Source organism: Streptomyces typhae (genome assembly GCF_009755605.1).
Lineage (GTDB): Bacteria > Actinomycetota > Actinomycetes > Streptomycetales > Streptomycetaceae > Streptomyces > Streptomyces typhae.
In genome coordinates, this window is record NZ_WPNZ01000001.1 from 448,241 (window position 1) to 462,437 (window position 14,197).

The 14,197-nt window shown below is 71.8% G+C and carries 13 protein-coding genes; 6 read left to right on the forward strand and 7 right to left on the reverse strand.

What is annotated here, in order from left to right:
* The first annotated feature begins 103 nt into the window (after positions 1-103).
* Positions 104-1,084: a L,D-transpeptidase family protein gene (locus GPA10_RS01905; protein WP_246258612.1), complete on the forward strand. Its 981-nt coding sequence runs from the start codon at positions 104-106 to the stop codon at positions 1,082-1,084.
* A gap of 346 nt (positions 1,085-1,430) precedes the next feature.
* On the opposite strand, the gene GPA10_RS01910 is transcribed toward GPA10_RS01905, so the two are convergent.
* From GPA10_RS01910 to GPA10_RS01945, 7 genes are all read right to left on the reverse strand, one after another.
* Positions 1,431-2,981 carry a hypothetical protein gene (locus tag GPA10_RS01910; RefSeq protein WP_157163919.1) on the reverse strand — a complete coding sequence of 517 codons (1,551 nt, stop codon included), beginning with the start codon at positions 2,979-2,981 and terminating at the stop codon, positions 1,431-1,433.
* Entirely contained in the window at positions 2,981-3,652 is a 672-nt protein-coding gene (locus tag GPA10_RS01915; protein WP_107450245.1) for an RNA polymerase sigma factor, read from the reverse strand. Before GPA10_RS01915 ends, GPA10_RS01910 begins: the two co-directional genes overlap by 1 nt.
* Before the next feature lie 726 nt (positions 3,653-4,378).
* Complete coding sequence (locus GPA10_RS01925; protein ID WP_157163921.1) at positions 4,379-5,209, reverse strand: hypothetical protein; 831 nt, start codon at positions 5,207-5,209, stop codon at positions 4,379-4,381.
* Positions 5,210-5,505: 296 nt separating this feature from the next.
* Positions 5,506-6,102: a hypothetical protein gene (locus GPA10_RS01930; RefSeq protein ID WP_343040197.1), complete on the reverse strand. Its 597-nt coding sequence runs from the start codon at positions 6,100-6,102 to the stop codon at positions 5,506-5,508.
* A gap of 238 nt (positions 6,103-6,340) precedes the next feature.
* Positions 6,341-6,844, reverse strand: coding sequence for a hypothetical protein (locus GPA10_RS01935; RefSeq protein ID WP_157163922.1), 504 nt, complete (start codon positions 6,842-6,844; stop codon positions 6,341-6,343).
* A gap of 239 nt (positions 6,845-7,083) precedes the next feature.
* Positions 7,084-7,836: a DUF4328 domain-containing protein gene (locus tag GPA10_RS01940; RefSeq protein ID WP_157163923.1), complete on the reverse strand. Its 753-nt coding sequence runs from the start codon at positions 7,834-7,836 to the stop codon at positions 7,084-7,086.
* 148 nt (positions 7,837-7,984) lie between these two features.
* Positions 7,985-9,778, reverse strand: a complete 1,794-nt coding sequence (locus tag GPA10_RS01945) for a beta-N-acetylhexosaminidase (RefSeq protein ID WP_198351481.1) — start codon at positions 9,776-9,778, stop codon at positions 7,985-7,987.
* Between the two features lie 302 nt (positions 9,779-10,080).
* Here GPA10_RS01945 and GPA10_RS01950 point away from each other — a divergent pair, with 302 nt between their 5' ends.
* The 5 genes from GPA10_RS01950 (at position 10,081) to GPA10_RS01970 (ending at position 14,197) form a co-directional block, all read left to right on the forward strand.
* A complete protein-coding gene (locus GPA10_RS01950; protein WP_157163924.1) occupies positions 10,081-10,617 on the forward strand; it encodes a 2-oxo-4-hydroxy-4-carboxy-5-ureidoimidazoline decarboxylase in 537 nt (178 codons plus the stop codon).
* A 148-nt stretch (positions 10,618-10,765) separates the two neighbouring features.
* On the forward strand, positions 10,766-11,146 hold the full coding sequence (gene sdhC, locus GPA10_RS01955) for a succinate dehydrogenase, cytochrome b556 subunit (RefSeq protein ID WP_078965447.1): 381 nt from the start codon (positions 10,766-10,768) through the stop codon (positions 11,144-11,146).
* A gap of 8 nt (positions 11,147-11,154) precedes the next feature.
* Positions 11,155-11,649 (forward strand): succinate dehydrogenase hydrophobic membrane anchor subunit, encoded by a 495-nt coding sequence (locus GPA10_RS01960; RefSeq protein ID WP_058848247.1) that lies wholly within the window; start codon positions 11,155-11,157, stop codon positions 11,647-11,649.
* A gap of 23 nt (positions 11,650-11,672) precedes the next feature.
* The gene (gene sdhA / locus GPA10_RS01965) at positions 11,673-13,436 is read left to right on the forward strand and encodes a succinate dehydrogenase flavoprotein subunit (RefSeq protein ID WP_058848246.1); all 1,764 of its coding nucleotides are present in this window, start codon (positions 11,673-11,675) and stop codon (positions 13,434-13,436) included.
* Complete coding sequence (locus tag GPA10_RS01970) at positions 13,436-14,197, forward strand: succinate dehydrogenase iron-sulfur subunit (RefSeq protein ID WP_157163925.1); 762 nt, start codon at positions 13,436-13,438, stop codon at positions 14,195-14,197. Before sdhA ends, GPA10_RS01970 begins: the two co-directional genes overlap by 1 nt.

Genomic DNA, 14,197 nt, shown 5'->3' on the forward strand with positions numbered 1-14,197 from the left:
CGCCACACGTACCGCCGAGGCAGGCTTTTCAAGCATTCGCTCATGGGAAACACTTCGGGGAACGGTGTCCAGTTCCGCGACATGGCGCGACATGGGAGAAGCGATGAGCAGGGGCGCGATAGCCAAGGGGCGGGCGGCGGCGGGTGCCGTCGCCGCCCTCGCCCTGGCGTGCGGGTGCACGGCGCAGGCCGTCGACACGGCCGGGAGCGACGAGAATTCGCCATCGGCCCGGTCCACTTCGGACAACTCCGTGCCGACTCCGCGAAGTTCGCCGACGGAGGGGACGGAAGGGACGGAGAAGCTCAAGAAGATGAAGTCCCCGGTGTCGCGGGCGGAGTTGCCCGCGTCGGCCCGGACTGAGGACCCGCCACCCCCGGCTCCGGCCACCCCTTCGACCTCGACACCGCCGCCCCCGCCGCGCACCAGCGCGCCGCCGCCCCCGCCCGAGCCGGGGCCGGTCGTCCTGGCCCGCGGCGAGCAGGGCAAGAAGGTGCGGGAGCTCCAGGCGCGGCTGCGGCAGATCGGCTGGTTCGGGCAGAACCCGACGGGGACGTACGGGCCCGTCACGGCGACCGCGGTCGCGGGCTTCCAGGGCAAGCGGGGCCTGCTGCCCACCGGCGCGACCGACACCCGCACCTGGTCCCGGCTGCGCGCGATGACGCGCGAGCCGTCGCGGTACGAGCTGTACCCCGACGGCGGCATGCCGCCAGCCAAGCCCGACCGGCGCTGTCTGACCGGCCGCGTCCTGTGCATCAGCAAGGACAGCCGCACCCTGACCTGGATGATCGACGGCAAGGTCAGGTCCACGATGGACGTGCGCTTCGGCTCCGAGTACACCCCGACGCGCGAGGGCGAGTTCCGTGTCTTCTGGAAGTCCCGCCACCATGTGTCGACGCTGTACGACACGCCGATGCCGTACGCCATGTTCTTCAGCGGCGGCCAGGCCGTGCACTACTCGTCCGACTTCGCGGCGAGCGGCTACAACGGCGCGTCGCACGGCTGTGTGAACGTACGCGACAAGGAGGGCATTGCCCGCCTGTTCAAGCAGGTCAAGGACGGGGACCGGGTGGTCGTCTACAAGTGAGCGGGGCGGCCGCTCGGCGGCCGGAAACCGGACAGCGGCGGGAGCCTGGCGCGGCGCCTTCGGGAGTTGAGGGCGCGGGCGGAATCGGGGGAACGTATTCCGCCCGCGCCAGTGGCACGGAGCCGTAGGTACGGGGGGAACCCCGGCTCGTGCGCAGCCGATGACCAGTCGGCTCACTTCTTACTGCGCCACCCGGTCGGAAAACGTCACACCCGGGCGGTGCGGTCTGGGTCACATGGCCTGGGTGGGGGCGCTTCGGCCTGGGCGGAGAGCGCGTGCTCCGGCCCGGGTGCGGAGCGCGCGCCTCGACCGGGGTGGCGGAAACCGCCGGACGCGTCGGGTGGTGTCAGCGGACGGGCTGCGCGCTGTACGGGGCGGACGGGCGCGGGGCGGGGAGCTTGGCGGGCGGGGCTTGATGGCCGCCGCCCTGTCCTTGGCCGGGGCCGTTGTCCCCACCGCCCTGGTGGTCGTCGTCCTTGCCACCGTTGCCGTTGCCGTTGCCCTTGCCGTTATCGCTTCCGTTGCCGTTGCCGTTGCCCTTGCCGTTTCCGTTGCCCTTGCCGCCGTCGAGGACGCGATCGCAGAACGTACGCACGCGCTCGGCGCCGCGTGCCGCCTCCTCCAGGCTGCGCCGCTTGTCGCCCTGGAGCGCGCCGCTGCGGTAGTCGCGGCAGGCGGCGACCACGCGCTTGAACCACTTCTTGGTGTCGCCGCGGTCCTGGCCCCGGCCCTTGTCCTTGCCGGTGTCGGTCCCGGCGTCCGGGTCTTTCCGCGGCTTGTCGATGCTTTCCTGGCCGCCACCGGAGTCGCCGTCGGGCTCGGCGTCGGGGGCCTCGGAGTTCTCCGGCGGCGAACTGGTCTCCGGGGGCTTCGACGGCTCGTCCTCGGGGGCGGAGCTGACGTCGTCCGGGACGTCGTCGGGCGGGGCGACGACGTCGCCGGAGGGCGTCGAGAGCGGCCGCTGCGGCGTCTCCGCCGGCGAGGCGCTGGTCGCGGGCCCCTGCTCGCTCCGCTGGAACGGCGAGGGGATCACCCCGGTCCCGGCCGCGACGGCGACCCCACCGACCATGCAGGCTGCCATCGCCGCGGCCACCCCGAACCGCACGGGGCGCCCAATGCGGACCGACCTGCGCCCGGCGGCGGTGCGCCCGATGCGGACGGACTGATCGCCGGGGGGCTTGGGGGGCGCGGGGGCGCCGGACGGGGCGGTGGCGGCCTCGGGTCTGGGGTGCGCGGCGTTCACGTGGCTCGTGGGGCGATTTGCGGATTCCGAGGCGTTTGCGCTGTGCGCGCCGTTAGCGGACTTTGCACTGTGCATGCCGTTCGCGCCGTTCACGCCGTTCGCTCCATCAGCAGCGTTAGCACCGTTGGCGTCATTGGCGCTATTGGCGTCACTCGCGCCCTTGGCAACGTTGGCAGCCTTGGCGACGTACCCGGGCCGATCCACGACTCCGGCAGCACCGGGCACGGCAGCCACACCAGCCGTCGCCGTCACACCGGGCGCACCGGATTCACGCACCGCACCGGACCCACTGGCCGCACGGGGCGCACTGGCCGCACGGGACACATTGGCCGTGCTGGCCGTGCTGGCCGCACCAGACACACCCGGAACACCCGGAACACCCGGCACACCCCCCGCGGCACCCGATGCCACCGCATCCCCGCGCGCCGCACGGAACGCCGCCAGTGCCCCGGCCTCGCCGGGAAGCTCCGCCGAGGCGGCGGTTCCGGCCTGGGCTGCGGGTGCGGGGAGGACGGGCGCGCGGAGCGCGACGAGCGCCTCGGCGAGGCGTTCGGCCTGTTCACGCTCGTGATCACCGATGCCTTCGAGCCGCTCGCCGCGGAGCAATCGCTCCGCCGCGTCACGGTCCAGCCACTTGTACTGCTCGTCGGCCATCACATGTCCTTCTGCGTCCGCGTACGCGAATGCGTCACACAGGGGGACGGCGGCACAGCACGTCCGTGCGGGTCCGGCTGCGGGGGAACGGCACCGAGTCCGCGCCCCTGGGCGGGCGCTTCCGCGCCCATGAGTTCGGCGAGCCGCTTGAGCCCGCGATGGGCGGCCGTACGGACCGCTCCGGGACGTTTGCCCAGCGTATCGGCGGCGCTCTTGGCGTCGAGGCCGACCACGACACGCAGCACGACGGCCTCCGCCTGATCCTGCGGGAGCTGGGCTATGAGGGCGAGGGCGGCGTCGGTGGAGAGGGACTCGATCGCCTCGCCGGCGGTGTCGGCGTCGGCGGGCCTGCCGGTCAGCTCGGTCTCGTCGCCGCCGATCGCGGGGCGCCGGCCGCGCATCCGGATGTGGTCGAGGGCGCGGTTGCGGGCGATGCGCGCGGCCCAGCCGCGGAAGCGGTCCGCGTCACCGCTGAACCGGTCGAGGTCGCGGGCGATCTGCAGCCACGCCTCGGACGCGACGTCCTCCGCGTCGAGGTCGCCGACGAGCGTACGTACGTAACCGAGCAGCCGCGGGTGCACGGTGCGGTACACAGTCCGGAACGCGGTCTCGTCCCCGTCCTGTGCCGCAAGCACGGCGGCGGTCAGCTCAGCGTCGTCCTCCCCCTGCACTGCGTGCCCCTCTGCGCCTCGGCGAGGCGCCGCTCTCACGGGTCTGTCATCTCGCGGTCGTGCGCCGCTGTGCCGCTCGTGGTGGGTCCGGACGGCGGTCGCGTCGGTGGGTCGCGACGCGGCGCGAAACTGCACGCTACGGCGTGCGACGGGTGCACGTCCATGTTTGTACAACATGCAACTAGCGGGTGACGCGATGCGGTGTGACAGAAAACGCACCCGGGACGCAGAAGGGAGTACGGACCGCCACGCGGTTCGTACCGTGTGACGGCCGGGGCCTCTCCTGTGGGGGGTGGCGGCCCCGGCCGTCTCCACGACGCCTTCGGTTCTGGCCTGGGACGATGCGGGGCCCACCCGTCGCCGTGACCAACCGCGTGGCCAGTATCCGGCCGAGGCCGCGCCACTGCCCCATGGGCGTAGGCGATGAGCTCACACGGCAGGACCTACTGGATCGCGCGGCGGAGTTGAATCCGGGCCTGGGAAAAGTCGTTCGGTGCTCGGCATCAACTGCCGTAGAGAGTGGGCAGATCGACCAAGAGGAGGTCGTCGCGACGGTCCGCCAGGTCGACCAGGTCCGGGGAGAAGCCGTGCAGTGAGTACAGGGTACTTCGACAGTGCGCTTCGACAGGCGGTCTGGCGCGGTCGGGCCGGAGGTCGCGCCCCGGCCGCTCGCTCACCCCGAGCGCTCGGCGCAGGCCGGGCGGGGACCCCCTGCGGTGGTGCCGGTCAGACCTCGAAGAGGTCCGCCCCTGCCGGGCCGCCGAGTTCGCTCGCGTCGACGGTCTGGGCCGCCGGAGGGGCGTGGGCCTCCACGGGCTTGCCGTAGTCGGACATGTGCATCGTCATCCGCCTGCCGTCCTCGTTCATGACGAGAGCGGTGATGTAGGGCTTGCCCTCGGCGGCGACGTACATGGCGTTGGCCTCGCCCCCGCCGGCGTTCGGGTCGACGAGCGGTATGACGTGCTTCCCGTAGCGGTACGTCGCGGCCTCGGCGCGCACCTGGCCGTCGAAGGTGTCCTCCCCGCCGTCCAGCTCCCTGAGCATCGTGTCGAGGTCGCACTGCGCCCCGGGCACCGCGCGCCCGCTCCTGCCGCCGGCGCCCGCGGGCAGCTTCATGTACTTGCCGCGGACGAGCGCGATCCGTTCCTCGACGGTCGCCAGGGCCTGGGGGCCGCGGGCCCGCGCCATCGTCCGCATCGCCTCCAGCGAGTCTTCCGTGAACCGCACGTACGTCGCGCCGCCCGCGACCATGATCAGGTCACCGCGCTGACCGTTCCCGGCGTCGAAGGTGCCCGCGCAGTTGCCGTCCCGGTCCAGATGCAGGCCCACCTCCTGGGAGCGCCTCGTGCCCCCGGCCGCGGGACCCCGCTCCATCTCGACGACGATGCGCAGCGAGTCCGCCGATTGGAGCAGCCCCATGCCCTCGGCCGCGAGGGCCTCGCCACGCGCCCGGTCGGCGGGCTTCCGCTCGGTGAAGACGCCGCCTTCGAACCGCACCGGCTTCTCCCGCCCCCCGCAGGCGGTGAGCCCGGACGCCAGTGAGGCGGCCGCCAGCACGGCGGTCGCACCCCGCACCCACGCCCGTCGCCCGCCACGCCCGCCCCGGACCCCGCGTATCCTTCTCGGCCCCACGACCCCCACCTCTCCCGCCGTCGCCCCGACGCGTTCCCACACGTCCTCATGCGTTTCTCATGTACGTGTCTGATGAACCCTGCGGGGCGGCCCACGCGGTTGTCACATCGGCGCGGTGCGGGATACGTCACGTGCTGCTCCGGTCCCGCCCCGTACAACCCTCGGGGCACCTCAGCAGTCTCAGGCGACTCGGCGGTCCCGGAGGCTCGGCGGCACCAAGTCTAGGCGCCGTCCGAACCCGCCCGTACTTCCGACCGCCGCGACCTGGACACCACCGCGCGCAGCACCCGGCGCCCCTCCGTCGACACGTCGAGGACCTGGCGCAGGCCACCGGTGACGGCGTCGCCGTCGGCTTCGAGGAGTTCAAGGACCCGTATCTGGCGGCGCAATTCGGCGGCGACCAGGGGGGTCATGCCGCCGTCACCCGCGTCAAGGAGGCGGTGGACGCGCAGGGCCGCGGTCGAGCAGGCGTCGGCCCAGGAGCGCAGGGCGCCTGCCGAGCGGGCCGCGGGGACGGCGTCGAGCATGCTCCGGGCGAGGACGGCGGCGGCACCGCAGTCGGAACCGGGGGCGGAGTCAGGGGCGGCCCCCGCGTCCCGCAACCCCCGCCGCACCTCCGCGAGCGCCCCCTCCCACCCCGTGCCGTCCGCGAGGCTCACCCACAGCGGGCGCAGGACCTGGTCGGTGCCGCCGAGCAGGGGCAGGCAGCGGTCGAGGCAGCCCAGGCCGCTCGCGGCGAGGGCGGTCTCGTCGGCGCGGGCGATGAGTCCGGCCAGGTCCGACTGGCCGGACTCCGCCCCTCCAGCACCCGGAAACACATCTTCAGGCCATGCCTCACCGGCCCCCGCATGCGGACCCGGGCGCGGACCTGAACTGGACAAAGGGCTCGTACTCATGACGTACGCCGTCTCCCGTCGCGGATGGGCACCTCCGCATGCCCCACTTGCCCTTACTGCGTACGGAGCGGCAGGAACGTCACTCCCGCGTCAGAGCGGCCGGAATTCGACGACGGTGCGTCACGGCCGCCCCGGTTGTGGCGGGCGGTCCCGCGGGCGGCTACTGCGGGAACACGCCGAGCCGGTCGAGGAAGCGGAAGAAGAGTTCCTCCGCGGACGGCTCGGGGTCCGCCGTGAGCACGTCGAGGAGCACGGCGGACCCCACCTTCCTGCCCGACTCGGCGGCCCAGGCGACGGCGCGCTCGGCGGCGTCGCGCGGCTCCAGGAAGTAGTCCTCCACGGTCAGTTCGTCCCCCTGGAGGAACCCGGCCATCGCCTCCCGGCCCAGGCAGGTGGTCCACGCGCCGCTCTCCGGTGCCGCCGCCTCGATGACGACACTGTCGCTGTCGAGGACGTAGCCGAAGAGCGCGGGCGCGGCGGTCTCCCGGGCGAGGACGTTCATGTTGCCGACGTCGACGGTGCCGTCACCCGGGCTCTCCCACACCTGCCAACCGTCGGGCCGCCGGTCGAGCAGCGTGAGCCGGTCCCGTACTCCCGCCACCGCCTTGAGCTCACCGAGCGGTCGCTCGCTCCGGCCCACGACGTAGTACCCCCAGTAGCCCATCTCCGTGCCCCCGCTGTGCTCGAACCGCTGTGCTCGTGTCGCCGTGCTCGAATCGCCGTACTCGTACCGACGCGCTCGTCTCGCCGTACTCGTACCGACGCGCTCCTACCGACGTGCTCGCATCACGCTTTCCCGCTTTCGGCCGAATAGACCACAAGGCGGGTGCCCGCGCCACCGAAAACGCGGCGAAAGCACCGATCGGACAAGGTCGTTGCCCGTACGCGGGTGCGGCGCGGCCTCTAGGCCGGAACGCCGCCCGGCCCGTACCGCGCCTTCGCGTCCTGCATCGCGGTGAGGCGGCGCACGAAGAGGATCGCGACGACGGCCGCGGCGATGTTCAGGACGTCGGAGGCGAGCAGCGAGACGACGGCCCGCTCGATCGCCTCGGGCTCCTCGGCGTTCGCGTACTGGCGCGAGGCGATCTGCCCGAAGATCCCGGTGCAGAGCCACAGCGTCCACCAGGCGTTGAGCAGCGTCCGCCGCGGCTGCTCGGGCGCGAAGTCGCCGGGCAGGGAGACGAAGAAACCGGGAGAGCTCGCGTTCCAGGTGTCGACGGCTATCCGGCGCGGGAACCAGAGGTTCACCACCGGCACGAACCAGCCGCCCACGGCCCAGCCGCGCCCCTTGGTGTGCGCGTCGGGGGCGAACACCTCGGCGTTCACGCGGACCCGGTGGAACCAGCAGATGAACACGGTGGCGGTGACGAGCAGCACCAGCGCCTGGAGCACGCCGGACGTGCCGTAGAGCGTGTCGGCCCGGTCGGCGCGGTCCTCCGCGTCGGCGCTCCAGCCGTGGTCGATCAGATCGCTCACGACGTCGAGGACCCCGACGCCCGCCCACAGCGAGAACACGTCGACGGCCATGCCGACGCCGAGCAGGACCATGGTGGCGCGCGCGAGCCCGACGGGCGACTTCAGCCAGGCCCCGGGCCTCGCGGGCCCGCCGGGCGGAGGCGGCGGCGCGACGGGCATGGCCGGTGGCGTGTACGACATGACGGAGCGACCCCCACGGATTCGATGTGCGCCGAGCACACGGATCCGGTGTGTGCCGAGCGGCGCCGCCCGCTCCTCTCCCCGGGCGCGGGCACGGCGCGACCTGCGAACCTACCGGAACCCTCGGGCTTCTCGCGCATCCACAGGACTATCCGACGGGCTGTCCGACGCGGTCCGCGAGCCGCACGAACTCCTGCCACGGCCGGGTGGGCTCGCGCTCGTCCCACAGCTTCTGCGCCGTCGCCCGCAGCGGCATGCGGATACCGCGGGCGACCTGCTCCTGCGTCTGCGCCCCGGCGAGGTCGCACCACACGGCGAAGGAGCCGCCGAGGATCTGCCGGTCGTAGGAGGCGGGGACGGGCGCGGTGCCGCGGATCACCCGCGGCGTCCACTGCTCGTAGATCCGCTGTCCGGTGGGGTACGTGAAGTCGTTGGGCTGGCCGAGGACGTAGTAGAGGTACTCGTCGTTGTAGTTGACGACCTTCCGCCCGTCGCGCAGGTACTCCACGGGGTCGCGGGCGCCGATCTCCTTGCCGGTCCAGTACGCGACCTCGACGCGGTCGTCGACGCCGGTGACGCCGCCGCGGAAGAACCCGTCGTTCCAGGCCCGCACCTCGCGTCCGGGTCCGACGGTCTTCGCGCGGTCGTCGAGCCAGACCGTGGCCAGGTCCTGGATGCGCGCGTCCGGTCCGAGCCGGGCGCGCGCGGCGGCGGCGAGCTGCGGGTAGGAGGCCTCGGGGTCGCTGCGCACCAGGGCCTGGTACTCGTCGGCGCCCAGGTGCCACTGCGCCCCGGGGAACAGTTCGGCGTACTCGCGCAGCAGCTCGTCCACGATCTTCGCGGACTTCGGCTTCGAGATGTCCACGGCGCCGGGCGTCGCCGCGCCGCGGGTGTCGCGCAGTTGCAGGTCGGGGTGGGCGCCGATGACCGCGCCGAGGTGTCCGGGCGAGTCGATCTCGGGGACGACGGTGATGTGGCGGCTCGCGGCGAGGCCGACGATGCGGCGGACGCGGTCCTTGCTGAGGTGGTCGTCGGACACCACCTCGGGGTGCGAGTCGGAGGCGATGCGGAAGGCCTGGTCGTCGGAGAAGTGCAGGCCAATCTCGTTGTACTTCAGGTCGCCGAGCTCACGGATCCGGTCCTCGATCCACTCGGCGGAGAAGTTCTTGCGCGCGATGTCGATCATGAAGCCGCGGCGCGGCTTGGCGGGCCGGTCCCGTACGACGCCCTCCGGGGCGGTGCGGCCGTCGGCGACCTCCTGCTTGAGGGTGCGGGTGCCGTAGAAGACACCGGCGTCGGTGGGCGCGGCTATGCGGACCGTGCGGTCCTTGACGGTGAGGGTGTACGACTCACGGTGCGCGGCGTCGTCCTCGGCGCTCCTGCCGTCCTTGCCGCCTCGGCCGTTCGCGGGGTTTTTGCCGCCTCTGCCGTTCGCGGCGTCCTCGGCGTCCATGCCGTTCGCGGCGTCCTCGTCGCCCTCGCCGTTCTTCGCCGTCAGGCCCAGGTGCACGTCGCCCGCGCGCGGCTCGGCCTTCCCCGCGTACCGCAGGCGCAGCTCACCGGCGAGCAGCCGGGCCTCGCCCGCGAGCCGCTCGTCCCCGACGACCACGCGGCCCTTCCCTGCGGGGCGCCAGCCCGGCCCCCGCGCGGGGGTGTGGTCGCGTACGGCGGGCAGCGTGGCCGGGGTCTCGGAGAGGGCGTACGACTTGGTGGGCGTGGGCTCGGCCGCGGGATCGCGCGCGGCGCCCGTGCGGCCGCCCTTGCCCGCCCCGCCGGAATCGTCGTCCCCCGTGGGCCACAGGAGTGCCGTCAGGACGACGGCACCGGTGACGGTCAGGGCTCCCGCGGCTGCCGCGACACGGCGGCGGCGCCGGTTCGGCGGGCGCTCGCCCGCACCCGGGCGGGGGCCGTCAGGACCACCGCTGTGCGCTCTCAGCCCCATGCCGGGCACCCCCGGGCCGCAGCAGCAGCGGCGGCATCCGCACCCGCGGTGGACAACGGCACCTCGACCATCTCCATGCCTCCACGCTAAGCCCCGGTGGCGGACCCCCGCGCGTTCACCGCACGTCCACGGAACATCGCTAAACTCTCCCATTCGGATGAACTCCTGGCGCCGCACAGCCACCCCGGGACCCATGTCGCTAGCGTTGTCCGAGTTCCGAGCCCCAGTTCCGACATCCGCCGCTCCGCGCCGAGGAGTCACCCCTGCCGCCGCACCGCGCCGTGCCGCCCGCCCTGCACGCCATGAACACGACGTCACCCCAGGACGCCGAGCGCACCCTCATGACCTGCTGCGGAAGCCGCCGCTGGGCGCGCCGCGTCGCCGACCACCGGCCCTACCCCGACCTGGGCGCCCTGCTCGCCGCCGCCGACGAGGCGTCCTACGACCTGGCCCCGGGCGACCTCGGCGAGGCCCTGGCCGCCGAACCTCCGCAGGCGGCGCTCCCGGCGGGCAGCGCCCAGGGCGCCGCGGCCACCGCGCTGCGCGCCGCCACCGCCGCGTACGAGAGCCGCTTCGGCCACGCCTTCGTCATCTGCCTGGACGACGTCGCCCCCAGCGAGGCCCTCGACCACCTGCTCGCCTCGCTCCGCGACCGCCTGGGCAACGACCCGGAGGAGGAGCGCGCCCTCGCGGCCGAGGAACTGCGGCGCCTGGCCCGGGGCAGGCTGACCCGGCTGCTCCGGACGCCGCCGCCCCCGCAGTCCGCGCCGCCGTCAGCGGTACAGGCGGCGGCTTCGGGCACGGATTCGCGGCGTAATAGCCCGTACGTACCAGTTTGATTGCTTGTTTGATCACAGTAGAGGACCCGGAGCGAGGTCACCGACAACTCGTCGATACGATGACGAGCGGCCGGTGGACCGTACCCGGCCGGGCTCGTCCGACGCCGAAGCCGGCCGGCCCCAATCCCCGCTCCCGGAGGGTTCTTCCGTGCCGGCTGGAACGCTGTACCGCGGCCGGGAAGGCATGTGGTCATGGGTGGCTCACCGAGTCACCGGTGTCCTCATCTTCTTCTTCCTGTTCGTGCATGTCCTCGACACCGCTCTCGTCCGCGTCTCCCCGGAGGCGTACGACGATGTCGTGGCTACCTACAAGACGCCGATCGTCGCGCTCCTCGAGTACGGCCTCGTCGCTGCCATCCTCTTCCACGCACTCAACGGCCTGCGCGTCATCGCCGTCGACTTCTGGTCGAAGGGTCCGCGCTACCAGAAGCAGATGCTCTGGACCGTCGTGGGCATCTGGGTCGTGCTGATGGTCGGCGCGCTGTACCCGGTCCTCGGCCACGCCGTCCGTGAAGTCTTCGGGAGCTGAGGCGAGACATGTCCACTGACACGACCGTAGAGAAGTCCGGCGGCAGCGGCATCGGCCCCGTCGAGGGCGCCTCGCTGTACGACGTCGACAACCCGGCCCCCGTCATCGAGGCGCCGCGCAAGCGCACCACGAAGACCCCGCGGGCCACCCGTGGCAACTTCGAGATGGCCGCGTGGCTGTTCATGCGCCTGTCCGGCGTCGTCCTCGTCGTCCTGGTGATCACGCACCTGCTGATCCAGCTCGTCCTCGACGGCGGCGTCTCCAAGATCGGTTTCGCGTTCGTCGCGGGCCGCTGGGCGTCCCCGTTCTGGCAGGTCTGGGACCTGCTCATGCTGTGGCTCGCGATGCTGCACGGCGCGAACGGCCTGCGTACGGTCATCAACGACTACGCGGAGCGCCCGAACACGCGGCTGTGGCTGAAGGGCCTGCTGTACACCGCCACGGTGTTCACCATCCTGCTGGGCACGCTGGTGATCTTCACCTTCGACCCGAACATCCGCTAGGCACGGGGCTGAGGCAACCACTCATGAAGATCCACAAGTACGACACCGTCATCGTCGGCGCGGGCGGCGCGGGCATGCGCGCCGCCATCGAGGCGACGAAGCGCAGCCGCACCGCCGTGCTCACCAAGCTCTACCCCACGCGGTCCCACACGGGCGCGGCGCAGGGCGGCATGGCCGCCGCGCTCGCCAACGTGGAGGAGGACAACTGGGAGTGGCACACCTTCGACACGATCAAGGGCGGCGACTACCTGGTCGACCAGGACGCCGCCGAGATCCTGGCGAAGGAGGCCATCGACGCGGTCCTCGACCTGGAGAAGATGGGCCTGCCGTTCAACCGCACCCCGGACGGCACCATCGACCAGCGCCGCTTCGGCGGGCACTCCCGCAACCACGGCGAGGCGCCGGTGCGCCGCTCCTGCTACGCCGCGGACCGCACGGGCCACATGATCCTCCAGACCCTCTACCAGAACTGCGTCAAGGAGGGTGTGGAGTTCTTCAACGAGTTCTACGTCCTCGACCAGCTCATCGTGGAGGAGAACGGCGTCAAGAAGAGCGCGGGCGTCGTCGCCTACGAGCTCGCCACCGGTGAGATCCACGTCTTCCAGGCAAAGGCCGTGATCTACGCGTCCGGCGGCACCGGCAAGTTCTTCAAGGTGACGTCGAACGCGCACACCCTCACCGGTGACGGCCAGGCGGCCTGCTACCGGCGCGGTCTGCCGCTGGAGGACATGGAGTTCTTCCAGTTCCACCCGACCGGCATCTGGCGGATGGGCATCCTGCTCACGGAGGGCGCCCGCGGTGAGGGCGGCATCCTGCGCAACAAGGACGGCGAGCGCTTCATGGAGAAGTACGCGCCGGTCATGAAGGACCTCGCGTCCCGTGACGTCGTGTCCCGCTCCATCTACACGGAGATCCGTGAGGGCCGCGGCTGCGGTCCCGAGGGCGACCACGTCTACCTCGACCTGACGCACCTGCCGCCGGAGCAGCTGGACGCGAAGCTCCCGGACATCACCGAGTTCGCGCGCACCTACCTCGGCATCGAGCCCTACACGGACCCGATCCCGATCCAGCCGACCGCGCACTACGCCATGGGCGGCATCCCGACGAACGTCGAGGGTGAGGTCCTCAGCGACAACACCACCGTCGTCCCGGGTCTGTACGCCGCCGGTGAGGTCGCCTGCGTGTCGGTGCACGGCGCCAACCGCCTCGGCACCAACTCGCTCCTGGACATCAACGTCTTCGGCCGCCGCGCGGGCATCGCCGCCGCGGAGTACTCGGCGAAGGCCGACTTCGTGGAGCTGCCGGAGAACCCGGCGGAGCTCGTGGTCTCCCTGGTGGAGCAGCTGCGCGACTCCACGGGCACCGAGCGGGTCGCGGAGATCCGCCGGGAGCTCCAGGAGACGATGGACGCCAACGTCATGGTCTTCCGTACGGAGCAGACCATCAAGACGGCCGTGGAGAAGATCGCCGAGCTGCGCGAGCGGTACAAGAACGTCTCGGTGCAGGACAAGGGCAGGCGCTTCAACACCGACCTCCTGGAGGCCGTCGAGCTGGGCAACCTGCTCGACCTCGCCGAGGTCATGGCGGTGTCGGCGCTCGCCCGCAAGGAGTCCCGCGGCGGCCACTACCGCGAGGACTACCCGAACCGCGACGACGTCAACTTCATGCGCCACACCATGGCGTACCGCGAGGTCACCGGCGAGGGCGATTCAGCAACTGACTCGATCCGCCTCGACTACAAGCCGGTCGTCCAGACCCGCTACCAGCCGATGGAGCGTAAGTACTGATGGCAACTCCGACGATGGACAAGGTCGAGGCGGACGCCGCGGCCGCGTCCCACCTCATCACCGTCACCTTCCGGATCCGCCGCTTCAACCCGGAGGTCTCGGCGGACGCGACCTGGGAAGACTTCCAGCTGGAGATCGACCCCAAGGAACGCGTCCTGGACGGTCTCCACAAGATCAAGTGGGATCTGGACGGCTCGCTGACGTTCCGCCGCTCCTGCGCGCACGGCATCTGCGGCTCCGACGCCATGCGCATCAACGGCAAGAACCGCCTGGCCTGCAAGACCCTGATCAAGGACATCAACCCGGCCAAGCCGATCACGGTCGAGCCCATCAAGGGCCTCACGGTCCTGAAGGACCTCGTCGTGGACATGGACCCGTTCTTCCAGGCCTACCGCGACGTGATGCCGTTCCTGGTCACCACGGGCAACGAGCCGACCCGGGAGCGCCTCCAGTCCGCCGAGGACCGCGAGCGCTTCGACGACACCACGAAGTGCATCCTGTGCGCCGCGTGCACGTCGTCCTGCCCGGTGTTCTGGAACGACGGCCAGTACTTCGGCCCGGCCGCGATCGTCAACGCCCACCGCTTCATCTTCGACTCGCGCGACGAGGCCGGTGAGCAGCGCCTGGAGATCCTGAACGACAAGGACGGCGTGTGGCGCTGCCGCACCACGTTCAACTGCACCGACGCGTGCCCGCGCGGCATCGAGGTCACCAAGGCGATCCAGGAGGTGAAGCGAGCGCTGATCACGCGCCGCTTCTAG